General features: G+C 66.5%; 20 protein-coding genes and 1 tRNA gene. 15 read left to right on the forward strand and 6 right to left on the reverse strand.

Translation table 11 applies throughout. The annotated features are described in order from the left end of the window. Positions 1-2 precede the first annotated feature (2 nt). Positions 3-3,476, forward strand: coding sequence for a transcription-repair coupling factor (gene mfd / locus CVM50_RS01120; protein WP_232618113.1), 3,474 nt, complete (start codon positions 3-5; stop codon positions 3,474-3,476). Between the two features lie 40 nt (positions 3,477-3,516). On the opposite strand, the gene CVM50_RS01125 is transcribed toward mfd, so the two are convergent. The 4 genes from CVM50_RS01125 to CVM50_RS01140 form a co-directional block, all read right to left on the reverse strand. Further along, positions 3,517-4,392: a bifunctional helix-turn-helix transcriptional regulator/GNAT family N-acetyltransferase gene (locus CVM50_RS01125; protein ID WP_085889950.1), complete on the reverse strand. Its 876-nt coding sequence runs from the start codon at positions 4,390-4,392 to the stop codon at positions 3,517-3,519. 232 nt (positions 4,393-4,624) lie between these two features. Next, positions 4,625-5,764, reverse strand: a complete 1,140-nt coding sequence (locus CVM50_RS01130) for an HD domain-containing protein (protein WP_085889949.1) — start codon at positions 5,762-5,764, stop codon at positions 4,625-4,627. Between the two features lie 163 nt (positions 5,765-5,927). Beyond that, on the reverse strand, positions 5,928-6,161 hold the full coding sequence (locus CVM50_RS01135; RefSeq protein WP_085889948.1) for a hypothetical protein: 234 nt from the start codon (positions 6,159-6,161) through the stop codon (positions 5,928-5,930). Positions 6,162-6,171: 10 nt separating this feature from the next. After that, complete coding sequence (locus CVM50_RS01140; RefSeq protein WP_085889947.1) at positions 6,172-6,828, reverse strand: alpha/beta hydrolase; 657 nt, start codon at positions 6,826-6,828, stop codon at positions 6,172-6,174. Positions 6,829-7,191: 363 nt separating this feature from the next. Here CVM50_RS01140 and iscR point away from each other — a divergent pair, with 363 nt between their 5' ends. The 11 genes from iscR (at position 7,192) to CVM50_RS01195 (ending at position 16,614) form a co-directional block, all read left to right on the forward strand. Then, entirely contained in the window at positions 7,192-7,650 is a 459-nt protein-coding gene (gene iscR / locus CVM50_RS01145; protein WP_085889946.1) for a Fe-S cluster assembly transcriptional regulator IscR, read from the forward strand. Positions 7,651-7,702: 52 nt separating this feature from the next. After that, the gene (locus CVM50_RS01150) at positions 7,703-8,761 is read left to right on the forward strand and encodes a cysteine desulfurase family protein (RefSeq protein ID WP_085889945.1); all 1,059 of its coding nucleotides are present in this window, start codon (positions 7,703-7,705) and stop codon (positions 8,759-8,761) included. Between the two features lie 105 nt (positions 8,762-8,866). Continuing rightward, the gene (gene sufB, locus CVM50_RS01155) at positions 8,867-10,396 is read left to right on the forward strand and encodes a Fe-S cluster assembly protein SufB (RefSeq protein WP_085889944.1); all 1,530 of its coding nucleotides are present in this window, start codon (positions 8,867-8,869) and stop codon (positions 10,394-10,396) included. Beyond that, a complete protein-coding gene (locus tag CVM50_RS01160; protein ID WP_085889943.1) occupies positions 10,396-11,199 on the forward strand; it encodes a polysaccharide pyruvyl transferase family protein in 804 nt (267 codons plus the stop codon). The genes sufB and CVM50_RS01160 overlap by 1 nt, the downstream gene beginning before the upstream one ends. Continuing rightward, positions 11,196-11,510, forward strand: a complete 315-nt coding sequence (locus tag CVM50_RS01165) for a heavy metal-binding domain-containing protein (RefSeq protein WP_085889942.1) — start codon at positions 11,196-11,198, stop codon at positions 11,508-11,510. The genes CVM50_RS01160 and CVM50_RS01165 overlap by 4 nt, the downstream gene beginning before the upstream one ends. Positions 11,511-11,541: 31 nt before the next feature. After that, the gene (locus tag CVM50_RS01170) at positions 11,542-12,117 is read left to right on the forward strand and encodes a class I SAM-dependent methyltransferase (RefSeq protein ID WP_085890083.1); all 576 of its coding nucleotides are present in this window, start codon (positions 11,542-11,544) and stop codon (positions 12,115-12,117) included. A 26-nt stretch (positions 12,118-12,143) separates the two neighbouring features. Then, positions 12,144-12,899: a Fe-S cluster assembly ATPase SufC gene (gene sufC, locus CVM50_RS01175; protein WP_085889941.1), complete on the forward strand. Its 756-nt coding sequence runs from the start codon at positions 12,144-12,146 to the stop codon at positions 12,897-12,899. Continuing rightward, positions 12,899-14,212, forward strand: coding sequence for a Fe-S cluster assembly protein SufD (gene sufD / locus CVM50_RS01180; protein ID WP_085889940.1), 1,314 nt, complete (start codon positions 12,899-12,901; stop codon positions 14,210-14,212). The genes sufC and sufD overlap by 1 nt, the downstream gene beginning before the upstream one ends. Beyond that, positions 14,212-14,706 carry a YIP1 family protein gene (locus CVM50_RS01185; protein WP_085889939.1) on the forward strand — a complete coding sequence of 165 codons (495 nt, stop codon included), beginning with the start codon at positions 14,212-14,214 and terminating at the stop codon, positions 14,704-14,706. The genes sufD and CVM50_RS01185 overlap by 1 nt, the downstream gene beginning before the upstream one ends. After that, complete coding sequence (locus tag CVM50_RS01190) at positions 14,703-15,257, forward strand: YIP1 family protein (RefSeq protein WP_157792111.1); 555 nt, start codon at positions 14,703-14,705, stop codon at positions 15,255-15,257. Before CVM50_RS01185 ends, CVM50_RS01190 begins: the two co-directional genes overlap by 4 nt. Positions 15,258-15,393: 136 nt before the next feature. Continuing rightward, entirely contained in the window at positions 15,394-16,614 is a 1,221-nt protein-coding gene (locus CVM50_RS01195; protein ID WP_085889937.1) for a cysteine desulfurase, read from the forward strand. A gap of 127 nt (positions 16,615-16,741) precedes the next feature. Here CVM50_RS01195 and CVM50_RS01200 read toward each other — a convergent pair whose 3' ends face one another. Continuing rightward, complete coding sequence (locus CVM50_RS01200) at positions 16,742-17,284, reverse strand: GNAT family N-acetyltransferase (RefSeq protein ID WP_085889936.1); 543 nt, start codon at positions 17,282-17,284, stop codon at positions 16,742-16,744. Between the two features lie 219 nt (positions 17,285-17,503). Here CVM50_RS01200 and CVM50_RS01205 point away from each other — a divergent pair, with 219 nt between their 5' ends. The 3 genes from CVM50_RS01205 (at position 17,504) to CVM50_RS01215 (ending at position 19,219) form a co-directional block, all read left to right on the forward strand. Next, on the forward strand, positions 17,504-18,514 hold the full coding sequence (locus tag CVM50_RS01205) for a methyltransferase (RefSeq protein ID WP_085889935.1): 1,011 nt from the start codon (positions 17,504-17,506) through the stop codon (positions 18,512-18,514). Positions 18,515-18,683: 169 nt separating this feature from the next. Further along, positions 18,684-18,760, forward strand: a tRNA-Arg gene (locus tag CVM50_RS01210). Between the two features lie 252 nt (positions 18,761-19,012). Continuing rightward, a complete protein-coding gene (locus tag CVM50_RS01215; RefSeq protein WP_100148407.1) occupies positions 19,013-19,219 on the forward strand; it encodes a hypothetical protein in 207 nt (68 codons plus the stop codon). A gap of 62 nt (positions 19,220-19,281) precedes the next feature. Here CVM50_RS01215 and CVM50_RS01220 read toward each other — a convergent pair whose 3' ends face one another. After that, positions 19,282-19,887: an H-NS histone family protein gene (locus CVM50_RS01220; RefSeq protein ID WP_085889933.1), complete on the reverse strand. Its 606-nt coding sequence runs from the start codon at positions 19,885-19,887 to the stop codon at positions 19,282-19,284. Positions 19,888-19,983: the final 96 nt, after the last annotated feature.

Consider the following 19,983-nt stretch of genomic DNA (forward strand, 5'->3'; position numbering starts at 1 on the left):
TCTTGGCAGATGACAGCCATTTCATCCTCGGCGGGGCGCCGGAGGGCTATGATGCCGCGCTCCTGCTGAAGGAGATCGCGAAGACCGGGCAGCCCGTGCTGCACGTGGCGCGGGACGACAAGCGCATGGCGGCCATGGCCGACGCGCTGAACTTCTTCGATCCCGCGATGCCGGTGCTGACCTTCCCGGGGTGGGATTGCCTGCCCTATGACCGCATTTCGCCCAATGCCGACATCTCTGCCACGCGGATGGCGACGCTGGCGGGGCTGGTGCACGGAATGCCGGACCAGTTCATCCTGCTGACCACGCTGAACGCCGCGACCCAGCGGATCCCGGCGCGCGAGGTGTTGCAGGAGGCCTCCTTCACCGCTCGCGTGGGGGAGCGGATTGATGAAGCTGCGCTGCGCAACTTCTTGGTGCGCATGGGCTTTTCCCAAAGTCACTCGGTCACTGAGCCGGGCGACTATGCCATTCGCGGCGGCATCATCGACATCTTCCCGCCGGGCCCCTCCGGCCCGGTGCGCCTCGATATGTTCGGCGACATCCTCGACGGCGCACGGAGCTTTGACCCCGGCAGCCAGCGCACCACCGACAAGCGGGAGGTGATCGAACTGGCCCCGGTGAGCGAGGTCATCCTGGACGAGGCGGCGATCACCCGCTTCCGCCAGAACTACCGTATCGAGTTCGGCGCCGCGGGCACCGATGATCCGCTCTACGAAGCGGTCAGTGCCGGGCGCAAGCAGCAGGGCATGGAGCACTGGTTGCCCTTCTTCCACGAGCGACTGGAAACTCTGTTCGACTACCTGCCACAGGCCACGATCACCCTCGACGACCAGGCGACGCCGGCGCGGCTGGCCCGCTGGGACACGATCGCCGATCAACATGAAAGCCGCCGCATCGCCCTGGCCGACAAGGCGCGTCTGGGATCGGTCTACAAACCCGTCCCACCGGGGCTTCTTTACCTCGACGATGAGGCCTGGCAGGCCCAGACCAAGGGACGCCGCCTGTTGCAGCTCTCGCCGTTGGCGCAGAGCCCGGGACCGGGCGTACTGGATGCCGGCGGGCACATCGGGCGCAATTTCTCGCCCGAGCGTCAACTTGAAAATGTAAGCCTTTTCGGCGCTTTGGCGGACCATGTGAAGGAGAAACTTCAGGATGGCCCCGTCGTCATCGCCTCCTATTCCGAGGGCGCGCGGGAGCGGCTGGAAGGGTTGATCGCCGACGAAGGCCTGAAGGAAGCGATCCCGGTCACCGACGCGCGGCGCATCGGTCGCAGGGGGCTGCACCTGGCGGTCTGGGCGCTGGAACACGGGTTTGAGGGCACCTGGCAGGACCGGCCGCTGACGGTCATCTCCGAACAGGACGTGCTGGGGGACAGGCTAATCCGCTCGGCCCGGAAGAAGCGGCGGGCCGAGAACTTCCTGACCGAGGCGCAGAGCCTCAGCCCCGGCGATCTGGTGGTCCATGTCGACCACGGCATCGGCCGCTATCACGGGATGGAGGTCATCACTGCCGCCGGGGCCGCCCACGAATGCCTGGTGCTGGAATACGCCGAGAACGCGCGCCTGTATCTGCCGGTCGAGAATATCGAACTGCTGTCCCGCTATGGCCACGAAGAGGGGCTGCTGGACAAGCTGGGCGGCGGCGCCTGGCAGGCCAAGAAGGCGCGGCTGAAGGAACGCATCCGCGAGATGGCGGACCGGCTGATCCGCGTGGCGGCCGAACGCGCCCTGCGCCGTGCGCCCATGCTGGAGCCGCCGGAGGCCGAGTGGAACGCCTTCCTCGCCCGCTTCCCCTACCAGGAGACGGACGATCAGCTGGGCGCCATCGACGACGTGCTGGGCGATCTTGCCTCGGGGCATCCGATGGACCGGCTGGTCTGCGGCGACGTGGGCTTCGGCAAGACCGAAGTGGCCCTGCGCGCGGCCTTTGCGGCGGCCATGTCCGGGGTGCAGGTTGCGGTGATCGCACCTACCACGTTGCTGGCGCGCCAGCACTTTCAGGGTTTTGCCGAGCGGTTCAGGGGTTTCCCTATTCAAGTCAACGCCTTGTCGCGCTTTGTTGGTGCAAATGAAGCGGCCCGGACCCGCAGCGGGATCAGCGATGGCACGGTGGATATCGCCGTTGGCACCCATGCGCTTCTGGCCAAGAACATCAAGTTCAGGAACCTCGGTCTGCTGATCGTGGACGAGGAACAGCGGTTTGGCGTTGGCCACAAGGAACGGCTGAAGCAGCTGCGCACCGATGTGCACGTCCTGACCCTGACGGCCACGCCGATCCCGCGTACCCTGCAACTGTCGCTGTCCGGGGTGAGGGATCTGTCGATCATCGGCACGCCGCCCGTCGACCGCCTGGCGATCCGCACCTATGTCAGCGAGTTCGATCCGGTCACCATCCGCGAGGCCCTGCTGCGCGAACACTATCGCGGCGGGCAGAGCTTCTTCGTGGTGCCGCGCGTCAGCGACCTGCCGGAGATCGAGGCGTTTCTGAAGGAGCAGGTGCCCGAGGTCAGTTTCGTCACTGCCCACGGCCAGATGGCGGCGGGAGAACTGGATCGGCGCATGAATGCCTTCTACGACGGGCAATACGACGTGCTGCTGGCCACGACCATCGTGGAATCGGGGCTGGATATTCCGCGCGCCAACACGATGGTGGTGCATCGGGCGGATATGTTCGGCCTCAGCCAGCTCTACCAGATCCGGGGGCGCGTCGGTCGCGCCAAGACCCGCGCCTATGCCTACCTGACGACAGAGCCGCGCGCCAAACTGACGGACACGGCCCAGAAACGCCTGCGCGTGCTGGGTTCGCTGGATACGCTGGGGGCGGGGTTCACCCTGGCTTCGCAGGACCTCGACATTCGCGGCGCCGGCAACCTGCTGGGCGAAGAGCAGTCGGGCAACATGCGCGACGTGGGCTATGAGCTGTACCAGTCGATGCTGGAAGAGGCGATTGCCAAGATCAAGTCGGGCGAGGCCGAGGGGCTGACCGAAACCGAGGAGACCTGGGCGCCGCAGATCAACCTCGGCGTGCCGGTGCTGATCCCCGAGGATTACGTGCCGGACCTGGATCTGCGCCTGGGTCTTTACCGTCGCCTGTCGGGCCTCACCACCAAGGTGGAGCTGGAAGGCTTCGCCGCCGAGCTGATCGACCGCTTCGGGAAATTGCCGAAGGAGGTCAATACCCTGCTGCTCGTGGTTCGGATCAAGGCCATGTGCAAACGGGCGGGCATCGCCAAGCTGGACGGCGGGCCGAAGGGGGCCACGATCCAGTTCCACAACGACAAGTTCGCCGCGCCCCAGGGGCTGGTCGACTTCATCAAGGAACAGAACGGCCTGGCCAAGGTGAAGGACAACAAGATCGTCGTGCGTCGCGACTGGAAGGGCGATGCTGAGCGGATCAAGGGCGCCTTCGCCATCGCCCGCGACCTGGCCGCGAAGCTGCTCGAGGCGGAAAAGCAGGCCGAGGCGAAGAAATGACGCTTGGGCGCGCGGCCTCTGTCGCTGCGCGCCTAGCGTCTCAGAGGTGCTTCTCGAAGAAGTGGTCAGGGTAGGGATCGTCGTTGAACCGATCGATCTCGGTCCAGCCCAGGCCACGATAGAGCGCCACCGCCTCTGGCAGGGCGGAATTGGTATCCAGCCGCAGCGTGGTGATCCCGAGCGTCCGGGCGCGTGCCTCGATCTCCGCCATCAGCCGCTTCGACAGGCCCAGGCCACGGGCCGAGGGGGCAATCCACAACCGCTTGATCTCGGCCACCGGGCCGCCCGATCCCTTCAGCCCGACGCAGCCCAGGGGCAGCCCGTCGGAGAAGGCCACCAGGAAGGCGCCGCGCGGGGCGATCATGTCCGTGGCCTCCGGGTCGCGCGACAACTGCGGGTCGAACCCGGTTTCGAAACGGCGGGCCAGTTCGGCGTAGTATTCCTGCAGGCAATAGCGCGAGGTCTCGTCGCGCGGGTCGCGTTCCTCCAGGGTGATGCGGTCGCGGCCCAGGGCCGAGGCCACCAGGTCCATCGCGGCCAGCAGGGCTTCGGGGCGGGGGTGCCGCGCCAGGGTGTCGGCCGCGCGTTGGTCCGACAGGGCCTCGTAGGCGGCGAACTCGGCCTCGCCGTCGGGCGTCAGCACGGCGACGCGGGCGCGGGCGTCCTCCGGGTGCGGTCCGGTTGTGACCAGCCCTTCGGCTTCCAGCCCGCGCAGCAGGCGCGACATCAGCCCGGAATCGAGCCCGAGGTAATCGCGGATCGCCGCTACCTCCGTCCGGCCCTGGCCGATGGCGTTCAGCACGCGGGCCGTGCCCAGAGGGCGGCCCCGTCCCAGAAAGGATTGATCGAGCGCGCCCACCTCGGAGGTGACGGCACGGGAGAAACGGCGGAATCGGGAAACGGGATCAGGTGTCATGTAGCTGACTTTTGTCTGATACCGTCCCGCCGTCAAGCTATTGACTGACTTGTGTCAGGGAAATTTGGAGCAAGTGGATGCGCTTTTCGGCGCTTTGGCGGCGCGGTGCGACGGACGATCGACGCCCTTACCATTTGCGAACAAAACTGCGCGACTTCCCCGCGATCACGCGGAAATCGTTGCATATACTATACGTTTTGCGGTCGCTGTCGTCGCGCCCCGCGGCGGACTGTCAGCCCAGAAAGGCGCGGATACGCGGTGCGATGTGATCCCAGAAGGCGGGCATGGAACGGGCGATGGCGCGGCCCACGCGGGCCTCGACCATCTCGAAGGTCGCGTTGTGGGCCAGCCAGGACACGCCGCCCGAGGCGAGGTTCTGAAGGGGCGGCTGGAAGCGGTCCAGAGCCTTGGCGAAGCGCGCGTCGGGCGTACTGGCCGCTTCGAACTCCTGCCAGAGGGCCAGGAGGGGCGCGCCCTCCGCTTCGGGCAGCAATCCGAACAGCCGTTCCGCCGCCGCCAGCTCCGCCGCCTCTGTTTCGGCCTGGCCTTGGGTCGTCTGGGCGTAGATCGGCACGTCGCCCGCGTCGATTTCCACCAGGTCGTGCAGCAGCAGCATGCGCAGCACCCGCGACAGGCTGACGCCTTCGGGGGCATGTTCACCCAGTACCAGAGCATAGAGGGCCAAGTGCCATGAATGTTCAGCAGAATTTTCCGGTCTTGAGGCATCGCACAAGGTCGTGGCCCGCTCGATCCGCTTCAGCCGATCGGCTTCCGCGAGGAAGGCGGAGCGCGCGGCGACCTCGGCAGGTCCCTCGGTCAATTCAGAATGAAGGTGGGCGTAGAGATCAGGCCGGGTCTCGGCGATCAGCCGGGCGCGGCCCGCCGCGGTGTTGTCCCGCGCGATCGCCTCGTGATCGGGGCGCCGGGGGGCCGCGGCCCAGACCTGAAGGACGGGGATGGCGAAATCCACAGTCTTCGCCAAGCGCGCGTCCTCGCTCTCCATCGCCTCGAACTCTTCCCAAAGCGCGCGCAGGCGCGGCCCCTGGTCGGCGGGCAGCAGGGCGAACAGCCGGTCGGCACAGGCACGTTCGGCGGCGGCCAGGGCCGCGGCGTCGTGGGGCAGGTCGATAGGCTGGTCGCCCGCGTCGATCTCCACCAGGTCATGCAGCAGCAGCATCGACAGGATGCGGTCCATCCGCGCCGTCTCGACCTCCGGCAGCCAGATCAGCGCGCCCAGGGCCGCCTGCCAGGAATGTTCGGCCGAGTTCTCGGCCCGCGACTGGTCGGTCAGCGTGGAGGCGCGGGTGACGCCCTTCAGCCGGTCGGCCTCCTGCAGGAAAGAAAGCTGCGCGTCGAGCCTCTGGGCATCCATGGCAAAATCTCCGGTGGGGGAACAGGCCCGGCCTAGCCCCGGCGCGCGACGGGTGCAAGGGGTGGCTCTGCGCCGACCGAAGGCCCGAAAGCCTCTCGGGGAAGGTAGAACGCAAACGAGGGGCCGAAGCCCCCCGTGATATGTTCTGAAGATGGGCGCGGGGTCAGTCGCCGCGCGCCGCCTTGGACTCCTTCACCCGGCGGATCAGGAAGTCCCGCGCGGCGCGTTCGGCGAGGCGGACCCGCACCTCGGTCAGGAAGGCCTCTTCGAGGGTCTGCGACGACGCGCCCAGAACATGGCCCACCTCGACGTAAAGACGGTCCTCGCCGGTCGCCTTCATCGCCTTCAGGCAATCCTCGGCCAGAGCGGCGGCGAGCGTTTCGACGGAGGAGGCCATGGCGCGTCCCTCAGCGGGTGGTTTCGGTCAGGCGACGCTTCACGTAGTCGCTGACGGAGCCCAGCATCGACTGCATCTGCTCCTCTTCCTGGAAGAAGTGGCCGGCGCCTTCGATTTCCTCGTGGGTGACGGTGATTCCCTTCTGCTCCTGCAACTTGCCTACCAGGGACTGCGTATCGGCGGGCGGCGCGACGCGGTCTGCGGTGCCGTTGACGATCAGGCCAGAGGACGGGCAGGGCGCCAGGAAGGAAAAGTCATACATGTTCGCCGGAGGCGACACGGAGATGAAGCCGGTGATCTCGGGGCGGCGCATCAGGAGTTGCATGCCGATCCAGGCCCCGAAGGAGAAACCGGCAACCCAGCAGTGCTTCGAGTTGGAGTTCATCGACTGCAGGTAATCCAGCGCCGAGGCCGCATCGCTGAGCTCACCCACGCCCTGGTCGTATTCGCCCTGGCTGCGGCCGACGCCGCGGAAGTTGAAGCGCAGAACGGTGAAGCCCATGTTGTAGAAGGCATAATGCAGGTTGTAGACAACCTTGTTGTTCATCGTGCCGCCGAACTGCGGATGCGGATGCAGCACGATGGCGATCGGCGCGTCACGGTCCTTCTGCGGGTGATAGCGGCCTTCTAGGCGGCCTTCGGGTCCGGGAAAGATGACCTCGGGCATTCAATACGTCCTCAACCTTGGCGCGGTCCGCGGCGCGGTCCGACTGTCCTCTTGCGTGCCAAAGTCAGGCCCAAATCCGCCCCGGGCCCGGGCCGCGCAGTCCGCGCGGCTGAACCTTCATTCTTGACGAATATTATCGGGCACCTTAGAAATGTTCTAAAGAGACTGCTGCCTCTGGCGACGCGCTGCAAAGCGGGATAATCCGGGCGGCGACCAAGGTCAATGAAATCAACCGTCGCGGGCGGCCTTGCCGGGCTCTCCGTGACCCCTGATCCGCAGCTCCGCCGACCGATGCGGCGAGCCACGAGTGAGAAACCGTGACAGGCGCCGAGATGACGGGCGCGGCAATGGGAGACAAGGCGCATGAAACTCAGCACCAAGGGACGTTACGCCATGGTCGCGCTGGCCGATATCGCGCTGCAGCCGGATGGCAGCCTGGTGGCGCTTGGCGATATTTCCAAACGGCAATCGGTGTCGCTGCCCTACCTGGAACAGCTCTTCGTGAAGCTGCGCCGCGCGGGCCTCGTGGCCTCCGTGCGGGGGCCGGGCGGCGGCTACAAGCTGGCGCGTCCGGCGACGGAGATCCGTGTCGTCGATGTCCTCGCCGCAGTCGATGAGACGGTCAGCGCCATGCACAAGGGCGCGGGCGTCTCCGGCGGTCTGTCGGGGTCGCGGGCGCAGTCGGTGACGAACCGCCTTTGGGAAGGGCTGTCGGCCCATGTCTACGTCTTCCTGCACCAGACGACCCTTGGCGACGTGGTGAAGAACGAGCTGGCCCCGTGCCCGGCGGTGCCGAACCTCTTCGAAGTGGTGGACGAGTGATCCTGCGTCTCGCATATCCCTTGGCCGGTCTGCGGACCGGGGCAGGTGCCGCATGAGCCGCGTCTACCTGGACCATAACGCCACGACGCCCCTGCGTGCGGAGGCGCGCGCCGCGATGATCGCGGCCATGGAGGTGACGGGCAACCCGTCCTCGGTCCATGCCGAGGGGCGTGCGGCCAAGGCGCTGGTCGAGCGTGCGCGAGCGCAGCTCGCCGCTGCCCTTGGGGCGGAAGGCGCCGATATCGTCTTCGTCTCCGGCGCCACCGAGGGGGCGGCGCTGGCGATGGCGGGGCGCGGGTTGCGCGCCGCCGACATCGAACATGACGCCGTGCGGGCCTGGGGCACCGGCGATCCTTTGCCTGTCGATCACGACGGCCGGGTCACGGTCGCGGATCCGTCTCAAAGCGCGCTGCAGTTGGCCAACAGCGAAACGGGCGTGATCCAGAGACTTCCCGAAGGGCTGGCAGTCAGCGACCTGACCCAGGCTTTCGGCAAGCTGCCCATTGCCTTCAACTGGCTGAATTGCCACATGGCCCTTGTAAGCGCCCATAAGCTGGGTGGCCCGAAGGGCATCGGCGCGTTGGTGATGCGGCGCGGCACCGATCTGCCGGCGCAGCTGAAGGGCGGCGGGCAGGAAATGGGCCGCCGTGCGGGCACCGAGAACGTGATCGGCATCGCGGGCTTCGGCGCCGCCGCTGAGGCCGCGGCGCGCGACCTGGAGGCCGGCACCTGGGACCGCGTGCGCGTCCTGCGGGACGGGCTGGAGGCGCTGCTGCGCGACGGGCTTCAGGCCATGGGGCTGGAGGCCGAGATTGCCGGGGCAGGGGCCGAGCGCCTGCCCAACACCACCTGCCTGGTGACGCCCGGATGGAAGGGCGAGACCCAGGTGATGCAGATGGACCTGGCCGGGTTCGCCGTCAGCGCGGGATCGGCCTGTTCCAGCGGCAAGGTCCGAGCCAGCCAGGTGCTGCGCGCCATGGGCTACGCCGAGGACGAGGCCATGGGCGCCCTGCGTGTCAGCCTAGGCCCCGAGACGACCGAGGAAGAGATCACGCGTTTCGCCACGGCATGGCTGACGCAGAGAGAGAAACGGCGCGCCAGGGCAGCGTGACACGCCCAGAGCCTGCGCCCCCGAGGATGCCCCGGACCATGACCCCCGGGCCTCCATTCCTGAAGACACGAGAACAAGCCGCGACAAGCCGGACAGGATGAGATCATGAGTAAGATGGATACCCCCGAAGTGAAGGAAGGCGTGGATCAGGAAACGGTCGACGCCGTCGCCAAGATCAACACCTACAAATACGGCTGGGAGACCGATATCGAGATGGACTACGCCCCCCTGGGCCTGTCCGAAGATATCGTCCGCCTGATCTCCACAAAGAACCACGAGCCCGAGTGGATGACCGAATGGCGCCTGGCCGCCTATCGCCGCTGGCTGGAGAAGGAAGAGCCCGACTGGGCGATGGTCGAATACCCCAAGATCGACTTCCAGAACCAGTACTACTATGCCCGCCCGAAGAGCATGGAAGAGAAGCCGAAGTCCCTGGATGAGGTGGACCCCAAGCTGCTGGAAACCTACCAGAAGTTGGGCATCCCGCTGAAGGAGCAGATGATCCTGGCGGGCGTCGAGGGCGCCGAGGAAATCAAGGATGAGGCCGCCCCGGAACGCAAGGTCGCCGTGGATGCGGTCTTCGATAGCGTCTCCGTCGGCACCACCTTCCAGGCGGAGCTGAAGAAGGCAGGCGTCATCTTCTGCTCGATCTCCGAGGCGATCCGCGAACACCCCGAGCTGGTGAAGAAATACCTCGGGTCTGTCGTGCCGGTCTCTGACAACTTCTATGCCACGCTGAACTCGGCCGTCTTCTCCGACGGCTCCTTCGTCTACGTGCCGCCGGGCGTCCGCTGCCCGATGGAGCTGTCGACCTATTTCCGTATCAACGCGGAGAACACCGGCCAGTTCGAGCGCACGCTGATCATCGCCGACAAGGGGTCCTACGTCTCCTACCTCGAAGGCTGCACCGCACCGCAGCGCGACACCGCGCAGCTGCACGCGGCCGTGGTCGAGATCATCGTCGAGGAAGACGCCGAGGTGAAATACTCCACGGTGCAGAACTGGTTCCCGGGCGACGACGAGGGCAAGGGCGGCATCTACAACTTCGTCACCAAGCGTGCCGATTGCCGTGGCGACCGGGCGAAGATCATGTGGACCCAGGTGGAAACCGGCTCTGCCGTGACCTGGAAATACCCGTCGTGCATCCTGCGCGGCGAGGAAAGCCAGGGCGAGTTCTACTCGATTGCCATCACCAACAACTACCAGCAGGCCGATACCGGCACCAAGATGCTGCACCTGGGCAAGAACACCCGCTCGCGCATCGTGTCCAAGGGGATCTCCGCCGGCAAGGCGCAGAACACCTACCGTGGCCAGGTCGCCATGCATCCCAAGGCCACCAACAGCCGCAACTACACCCAGTGCGACAGCCTGCTGATCGGATCCGAATGCGGGGCCCACACGGTTCCCTATATCGAGGTGAAGAACAATTCGTCCCGGGTGGAGCATGAGGCGACCACCTCCAAGGTGGACGACGACCAGATGTTCTACTGCCAGTCGCGCGGCATGGACGAGGAAGAAGCGGTGGCGCTGATCGTCAACGGCTTCTGCAAGGACGTGCTGCAGGCCCTGCCGATGGAATTCGCCATGGAAGCGCAGCAGCTGGTGGCGATCAGCCTGGAAGGCTCGGTCGGCTGATGAGCGAGCCGGTGAAGCTCTACTGGTGGGCGGGCAAGCCGAATTTCGGCGATGCCATCTCGCGCGCCATCGTGGCCCATGTGTCGGGCCGCGAGGTCGCCTGGGCGAAGCCCGGCGCCGTGGATGTCTTCGCCATCGGCTCGATCATGCATGTGGTACGGCGCGGCAACAAGGATCCGCGTGATGGCGCCCGGCCCGTGGTCTGGGGCTCCGGCTGCATGAAGCCGGTGAACACCGACTTCGTTGCCAACGTCGATTTCGCCCTGGTCCGTGGCCCGATCACCGAGAGCCTTCTGGGCATCGAGGTGCCGGGCTACGGCGATCCCGGCCTGCTGATGGCCGAGATCCTGGGCGAGGTGCCGCGCGGCGATCGCATCGGGCTGATCCCGCATTACGCGCAAATGGGCGACCCGGCCTTCCGCGCCATGGTCGAGGCCCATCCGGTGCTCGACCTGATCGACGTGCGGGGCGACGCCCTGGAGGTCTGCCGCCAGATCGCCGGCTGCGCCCATGTGGTCAGCTCGTCCCTGCATGGGCTGATCGTGGCCGACAGTTTCGGGGTGCCCAACACCTGGCTGTCGCCGGAGGGCATCCACGCCGCGCCGAAGCTGAAGTTCCTGGATTATGCCGCAGGCATCGAACGGGCGCTGCCGCGTCCGCTGGCGCTGGCGGATCTGCCGGGACGGCTGGCGTCGCTGCCTCAGGGCGATCTGCCCTATGCCGAGGGCGTGGCGCGGTCGAAAGCGGATCTGCGGGCCTCTTTCCCGGCCCGGCTGACAGCAAGCGAGGAGGTGACGCAATGATCGTCACGACGACGAATTCCATCGAGGGCCGCCGGATCACCGACTACCGGGGCGTGGTGGTGGGCGAGGCCATCATGGGCGCGAACATCGTCCGTGATTTTTTCGCCAATATCACCGACGTCATCGGGGGCCGTTCCGGCGCCTATGAAACCAAGCTGCAGGATGCCCGCGACATCGCCATGCGCGAGATCGAGGGCCGTGCCGCGGCCCTGGGCGCCAATGCGGTGGTCGGTGTCGACCTAGACTACGAAGTGGTGGGCGACAGCATGCTGATGGTCTCGGTTTCCGGCACTGCCGTGGTGGTGGAGTGACGTGAGCGACCTGTCGCCCTCCGACGCGCCGATGACGCGCCCCGAGTTGACCTTCCCCGAGGCGGAGGCCGAGGCCGTGCGCCTGGCCTACGGCGAGGCGGAGGTGATCCTGGAATACGGATCGGGCGGCTCTACGGTGCTGGCGGGCGACCTGGGCAAGCGGGTGACTAGCGTGGAAAGCGATGGCGCCTGGGCGCAGATGATGCGCGACTGGTTCGCCGACAACCCGCCGAAGGGCGCGGTGGAGGTGATCCATGCCGACATCGGGCGGACCAAGGAATGGGGCCACCCGAAGGATGACAGGGGCTGGCGGCGCTACGCCGCCTATCCCCTGGCGGTCTGGGAGCGGAGCGAGATGCCGCACCCCGACCTGGTGCTGGTGGATGGGCGGTTCCGCATGGGCTGCGTGCTGGCGACCGCCTTTCACATCTCGCGTCCGGTGACCCTGCTGCTGGACGACTATAAGCACCGCGAGCAATACCACGAGATCGAGGATTTCGTGGGCCAGCCAACCCTGATCGGCCGTCTGGCCGTGTTCGACATAAACCCCATGCCGGTCCCCGCGACCCGGCTTCTGGATGTGATACGGATGATGACGCAGCCCTGATGTGTTGCGTGAGGAAAGGTAATAAAATGTTGGAAATCAAAAACCTGCATGTGAAACTTGAAGAAGAGGATAAGCAGATCCTCAAGGGCGTGGACCTGACGGTCGAGGCTGGCAAGGTGCATGCGATCATGGGCCCGAACGGGTCGGGCAAGTCCACCCTGTCCTACGTGCTGTCGGGCCGTGGCGGCTACGAGGTGACCGAGGGCGAAGCGACCCTGCTGGGTGAGGACCTGCTGGACATGGATCCCGAGGAACGCGCCGCCGCCGGTGTCTTCCTGGCCTTCCAGTACCCGGTGGAGATCCCCGGCGTCGGCAACATGACCTTCCTGCGCACGGCCGTGAACGCACAGCGCAAGGCCCGCGGCGAAGAGGAAATCAGCGCCGCGGACTTTCTGAAGCTGGTGCGCGAAAAGGCCAAGACCCTGAAGATCGACGCCGAGATGCTGAAGCGCCCGGTGAACGTCGGCTTCTCCGGTGGTGAGAAGAAGCGCAACGAGATCCTGCAGATGGCCATGCTGGAGCCCAAGCTCTGCATCCTCGACGAGACCGACAGCGGTCTGGACGTGGACGCGATGAAGCTGGTCTCGGACGGGGTGAACGCCCTGCGTGACGAGGGCCGCGGCTTCCTCGTGATCACCCACTACCAGCGCCTGCTGGACCACATCAAACCGGACGTGGTGCACATCATGGCCGATGGCCGCATCATCAAGACCGGCGGACCGGAGCTGGCCCTGGAGGTCGAGCAGAACGGCTACGCCGACCTGCTGGCGGAGGTGCAGTAATGACGGCGATCCTGTCGGAAACCATCAAGACGAAGCCCTCGGCGCGCCGCGATGAAGAGACCGCCGCGCGCCTGGCGGTGATGTCCGCCGGCGCCACCGAAGGCTGGAGCGTCGCCAACCGCGAGGCCGCGCTGGAGCGGGTGAAATCCATGGGCCTGCCGCAACCGCGCGACGAATACTGGCGCTGGACCCGCCCGGCGAGCCTGATCGCGCCCGAGGCCCCCACGGCCTCGGTCTTCGACCCGGCGGAAACGCCGATCTTCGACGCGGTGGACCGGGTGAAGGTCGTCTTCATCGACGGTGTCTTCTCCGCCGAGGAAAGTGACCCGCTGGAACTGGCCGGTGTCTCGATCGAGCGTCTGGTGGAGGCGACCAGCGACATCCACTGGGCGTCCGAGCTCTACGGCAAGCTGGAGGCCCGCGGGCAGAGCCCGGTGGAGCGTCCGCTGGCCGCCCTGAACACCTGGGCCGCCACCGACGGCCTGCTGATCCGCGTGACGGGCAAGGCCGAGAAGCCGATCAGCCTGATCTACAAGCATGCCTCCGAGACCTCGGACGCGACGCTGCACCACGTGATCAAGCTGGAAGAGGGCGCCGAGCTGACCCTGCTGGAGAACGGCCCCGCCGCCGCGCGCTTCAACAAGGTGATGGAGGTGGACGTGGCCGACGAGGCGCGGTTCCACCATGTCCGGGCCCAGGGCCGCGACCATGAACGCCGTGCCGCCACCCACATCTTTGCCCGTCTGGGTCGGGAGAGCCTGTTCAAGAGCTTCACCCTGACCGCCAACGGCGTGATGACCCGCAACGAGGCGGTGATCGAATTGCTGGGCGACGACGCCATGGCCCACGTGGCCGGCGCCTGCATGGGCGACGGTGATTTTCACCACGACGACACCGTCTTCGTCACCCATGACGCGCTGAACTGCGAAAGCCGCCAGGTGTTCAAGAAGGTGCTGAAGAACGGCGCCCAGGGCATCTTCCAGGGCAAGATCCTGGTGAAGGATGGCGCGCAGAAGACCGACGGCTACCAGATCAGCCAGTCCCTGCTGCTGGATGGTGACAGCACCTTCCTCGCCAAGCCGGAGCTGGAGATCTACGCCGACGACGTGGCCTGTTCGCACGGCTCGACCTCCGGCGCGATGGACGAGGAGGCGCTCTTCTACCTGCGCTCGCGCGGGGTGCCGATGGCGGAGGCGCAGAACCTGATGGTCATCGCCTTCATCGCCGAGGCGCTGGACGAGATCGAGGACGAAGGCCTGCGGGCCGAGTTGCTCGACCGGCTGACCGGCTGGCTGGATCGTCGTCGCGGCTGATGTCGCTGGTGGCCAATATCGCTGCCAGCTATCGCCGGCCCGGCGACGTGCTGGGCCGGATGCTGGCGGAGGGTGCGCGGGAGGACCGCGCGCTGGCGCTTTGCATGGGCGGCTGCATCGCGATGTTCGTGGCCCAGTGGCCGCGCCTGTCACGAGAGGCCTACCTGAGCGGGGACGACCTTCAGATGCTTCTGGGCGGGTCGCTCCTGGGGGTGGTGTTCATCCTGCCGCTGGCGCTGTATCTGCTGGCCGGGCTGAGCCATCTGCTGTGCCGTCTGCTGGGCGGGCAGGGGACAGGCTTCGGCGCGCGGCTGGCGCTTTTCTGGGCGCTGGTGGCGGCGACGCCGCTGATGCTGCTGCATGGTCTGGTGGCCGGCTTCATCGGGCCTGGCGCGGCGAAGGGCCTCATCGGCCTGGCCTGGATCGTGGGCTTTGGATGGATCTGGATCGCCGGGCTGCGGCGGGCCGAGTTTGGAGCCGGGACGGGCGCATGATGAAAGACTGGCTGGAGCTGATGCGGATCAGCGTGATCGACCCGCGACGCGGCGCGGCGGAACTGATGGCGTCTCCCTGGCCGGAGGCCGCGACGCCCGTGCTGCTGGCGCTGGTGGCGGTTCTGAACGGCATCCTCTACACCCTGATCCTGCCGCCGGGCATGGTATTCTCGCCGATCGCCATGGCGGTTGTCGCGGGGGGCATCATCTGGCTCAGCGCCTGGCTGCTGACGAAGGTGGGGCAGTACATGGGCGGAGGCGGCACGCTGCCGGCGCTGCTGCGCATGGTGCTGTTTCTGCAGGTGATCCGGATCTTCGCGCAGGTGGCTCTGCTGGTGCTCAGCGTGCTGGTGCCGCCGATCGCGGCCATCGTCAGCCTGGCGGCCGGGATCTGGGGCATCTTCATGATGGTCTACTTCCTGACCGAGGCGCATGGCTTCGACAATCGCCTGAAGGCGCTTGGCACACTGGGCGTCGTCTTCGTCGCCACCATCGTGGCCGCGTCGGTGCTGCTGTCCCTGGTGGGCGGCGCGGCACTGACCGAGATCTAGGCCCTGACGGGGCCGAACAGATAGCCCCCGCGCCGGCCCTCGGGCCGGGGGGGGAACCCCGGACGCCCGCAAGGGGCTTCCGGATCGCTGACCAGAGATGACCACAGGGCCGCAGGGCTGGCCCGGAGGACCGACTATGTATGACGTGAACGCGATCCGCGCCGATTTTCCCATCCTCTCGCGAGAGGTGAACGGCAAGCCGCTGGTCTATCTCGACAACGGCGCCTCGGCGCAGAAGCCGAGGGCGGTGATCGACGCGGTGACGCGCGGCTATGCCGAGGAATATGCCAACGTCCACCGTGGGCTGCACTATCTGTCGAACCTGGCGACCGACAAATATGAGGCCGTGCGGGGCAAGATCCAGCGCTTCCTCAATGCTGCCCATGAGGACGAGATCGTCTTCAACACCGGCACCACCGAAGGCATCAACCTTGTCTCCTACGGCTGGGCCGCGCCGCGCCTTCAGGCGGGCGACGAGATCGTGCTTTCGGTGATGGAACACCACGCCAATGTCGTGCCCTGGCATTTCCTGCGCGAACGCCAGGGGGTCGTGCTGAAGTGGGTGGAACCGGAGGCCGACGGGTCCCTGGATCCGCAGAAGGTCATCGACGCCATGGGCCCGAAGACCAAGCTGGTGGCCATGACCCATATGTCCAACGTGCTGGGCACCGTGGTCGACGTGGCCGCGATCTGCGCCGCGGCGCGGGCGCGCGGCATCGCCACGCTGATCGACGGCAGCCAGTCCGCCGTGCACATGCCCGTGGACGTCCAGGCCATCGGCTGCGATTTCTTCGCCATCACGGGGCACAAGCTCTATGGCCCCTCTGCCTCAGGCGCGATCTATATCCGCAAGGAACGCCAGGCGGAGATGCGTCCCTTCATGGGTGGTGGCGACATGATCAAGGAAGTGACCCGCGACGGCGTCTGCTATGCCGACGGTCCGATGAAGTTCGAGGCGGGCACGCCGGGCATCGTCCAGACCATCGGCCTGGGCGTCGCGCTGGACTACATGATGGACGTCGGCATGGAGGCAATCGCCGCCCATGAGGCCGACCTTGCCGACTATGCCAGCGAACGCCTGCACGGGCTGAACTGGCTGAATGTGCAGGGGCGGGCGCCGGGCAAGGGGGCGATCTTCTCCTTCACGCTGGACGGCGCGGCCCATGCCCATGACATTTCCACCATCCTCGACAAGAAGGGCGTGGCGGTGCGCGCCGGCCACCACTGTGCCGGCCCGCTGATGGAGCACCTTGGCGTGACCGCCACCTGCCGGGCGAGCTTTGCCATGTACAATACCCGCGACGAGGTGGATGTGCTGATCGAGGCCCTGGAGCTGGCCCACGATCTCTTCGCCTGAGGCGGCGCGCCATTCCGGCGGCGGCCGCGGTTGAACGGGCCGGACTGCCTTCGGCGAGAGTGTTTTCGGCCAACGTATGGGGGAGGGCGTCGGGTCTCTTGACCCGGCGCCCCTTTCCGGCTCGGGGTCAGCCCATGCCGGCGCCCTCTGCCGTGCCCTGCGGCGTGCCGAAATGACGATAGACCAGGTCCGCCGGATCCGGGCGTGATGCGGCCGCGTCCTGAACCGCCCCCAGGCGTTCGGCAAGGCGGCGGGAGCGGTGGTTCCCGGGATCCACATAGCTGACCAGTGTTGGCAAGCGCCGCGTCTCGCGGGCCCAGTTTTGCAGGGTGCTGGCAGCCTCAAACGCCAGTCCGCGCCCCTCGGCCGCGGGGTAGAGCAGCCATCCCAGCTCCCATTCCGGAAAGAGCGGCCCGCCGTTGATGGCGACCTGGCCGAGGGCCCGGCCGGTCGTGCGGTCCTCGATCATCAGGGCGCCGCAGCCCAGCAGGTCCCATTGCGCGTGATCGGCGCAGAACATCCCCCAGGCGCGCGGCTGATCGAAAGGGCCGCCCATGAACTGCGCGCGCTCGGACATCATCAGGGCCGCGTAGTCTGGCCAATCGGCATGGGTCATCGCGCGCAGGCGCAGGCGGGGCGTGGTCAGTTGCGGAATCTCCGGGTGGGGCATCACGTCTCTCCTGATCGGGCGGGGCACATCGGCCCCGGCTGCTAGGGCGTTCATATGACACGAAAATGACAAAAGCGCCCGGGAAACGCCGATCGACCGGCCAGTTGCATGGCTCTTGGGCGCTTACGACCCGAAATGTGTCGCTTTTCGCCCTCATGGGTTTCACTCAGCAACTGAGGCGTTAGGGTGCAGCCACCGAAACAAGACTAGGAGAGCCACATGACATTGCTGACCGAAGCCGACCAGATCTCGCAGATCGCGTTTGGGTTCATGGGCTCAAAGGCGCTGTTCGCAGCGCTGGAGCTCGATGTCTTCTCGCGTCTGGCCGACGGTGCCAAGAGCGCCGAAGAGCTGGCGGCAGAGGCCGGAGTGCACGAGGATCGCGCCATGACCCTGCTGACCGCGCTGGCGGGCATGGGGCTGGTGTCGGTCTCTGACGGCAAATTCAGCAATGCCCCGGCCTCGCAGGCCTTCCTGGTGAAGGGCGCGAAGTACGACTTCGGCGACTACCTGCGCCTGCAGGTCGGCAAGCAGATGTATCCGCTGCTGGACCAGATCGAACCGGCCCTGAAAGGCGAGCTGTCCGACGACGACACCGGCTCCTACGCCGACTGGTTCTCGGACCCCGAAGAGGCGCGACTCTACTCCGAAAGCCAGCACGCCGGCTCCCTCGGCCCGGCACGCGCGCTGGCCAAGTCGCTGGATCTCAGCGGCAAGACCAAGATGCTGGACGTGGGCGGCGGCACCGCGGCCTTCGACATCGTTCTGTGCGGCAAGAACCCCGAGCTGACCGCCACGGTGCTGGAATTTCCCAACGTCGCCAAGCTGGGGCGCGAATACGTCGAGAAGGCGGGCCTGTCGGACCGGATCACCTACCTGGACGGCAACGCGCTGGAGACCGAGTTCCCGGGCGACCAGGATATTGTGTTGATGTCCTACCTGTTTTCCGGCGTGCCGGGCGATAGCCATGACGATCTGATCGCGCGGGCCAAAGCGGCGCTGAAACCCGGTGGCATCCTGCTGATCCACGACTTCATCGTCGAGGCGGATCGCACCGGCCCTGCGCTGGCCGCGCTCTGGCAGCTGCAGCACACCGCCTTCACTCCCGAGGCGCGCTCGCTCGACGCGGGGTGGCTGTCCGACACCCTGTCGGAGGCCGGGTTCAAGGATGTCGGCGTGCGCACGATGATTCCCGAAATGACCATGCTGGCCACTGGCACCAAGGCCTGATCCTCGCCGTGGCCCGCCGCCAGGTGTCTGGCGGGCCACGGTTTTCGCTCTCCTCCCGTTTCGCGCCCCGGTGCGGGACGGGGCAGGCGGGGTATGATGCGAAAAGTTGCCCTCGCGCCCTCAGCCCCCATTGCGACCCGCGCCCCGAGCGGCTATAGGTCCGCGACAGGCACCCGTAGCTCAGCTGGATAGAGCGCTGCCCTCCGAAGGCAGAGGCCATAGGTTCGAATCCTATCGGGTGCGCCATTTTCCTTATATTGTTTTTATTTATCAGCCGCTTGCGTTTGCTGCGGCTCGTATTTTCCAACCTGCTTTCCCATAATCATCGCCTTCTTTTTCGCGCCACGCGTATAGTGTGCGATCTCAGTCAGGCTGTCATGCCCCGTCCAGGCGCCGATTTCGTTCGGGGTCCAGCTGTGTTCGGCAAGGAATGGGCGCTTTGCCGTCACGGAGTCTTGCGGCAAGGCACGCTACACCAGCCGCGGCAAGGTGCGCGAGGTGGACCTGCGCTGCTGTCCGATCACGATCGAGAACTACCCCCGTGACCAGACGCGGGCGCGGCGGGACTACCTGCTGTGGTGGTCGGCGATGAAAGAGCTGAGCGACACCTTCCGGATCTACGGCGGGCTGACCGCGCACCAGATCACCGAGGCGCTGCCGCCGATGAAGCCCTGGGAAGGGGAGCTGGCCGCGCGGGCAGCCTGAGGAGATCTAGGGCAGGGCAGAGGAGGGTCGGGGCGGATGCCGCGGCCCTTTGTGTTGGCGGATCAGGCCGAAAAGGCTTCCAAATCCATACCGGCCTCCATGGCCTCGTGAAGCCACCGCGGTCTCCGGCCCTTGCCCGCCCAGGTGAGCGTCGGGTCTTCCGGATGTCGGTACTTGGCAGGCAGCTTGCTGCGACGTCTGGCGCTCTCTGCGGCGATGTCATCCAGCGAGTAGCCCAGCTCGCGCGCCCTGGCGGCCAGGGCCGCGTGCGCCTCGGCTTTGCGCTGGCTTTCGAGCGCAGTGATGTCGATGAACCTCGAGGTTGGCCGCAGGCGCTTTGGAATGAGGCGTGGCGCTGGCTCGCTGCCCTCGACAGCTTCGCGGATGGTAAAGCCCAGGGAGGCCGGTTTGAAAGAGCGGTCGTCTTGCACGACGCCATGGTTCTGACGTGCGAGGACCTGGCCGAGGATGGTCAGCCGGTAGGTCCGGGCACCGTCGGGCTCTTCCACCTCAAGGAGGATGCGGCAGCCGATGAGCTCCAGCAGAACCTTGCGCGCTTGCGCAGAGGGCTGAGCGCGCGTCATGTCGAACGTCAGGGAGCTGTCCGCTTTGGGAAAGTAGGCGGCGAGGAGCGCGCTTGCACTGGGGGTCAGGTTGGGCCGCTGCATCAGATCCTCCTCTTCGTGTTCTGTTTATGTTCTATTTTTGGGCGTCGCCGAGGACAAGCGCAAAAGCAGCGAGTACGGGGAAGGTGAGAGAGGTAC

The organism is Pseudooceanicola marinus, from assembly GCF_002786295.1.
GTDB lineage: Bacteria > Pseudomonadota > Alphaproteobacteria > Rhodobacterales > Rhodobacteraceae > Pseudooceanicola > Pseudooceanicola marinus.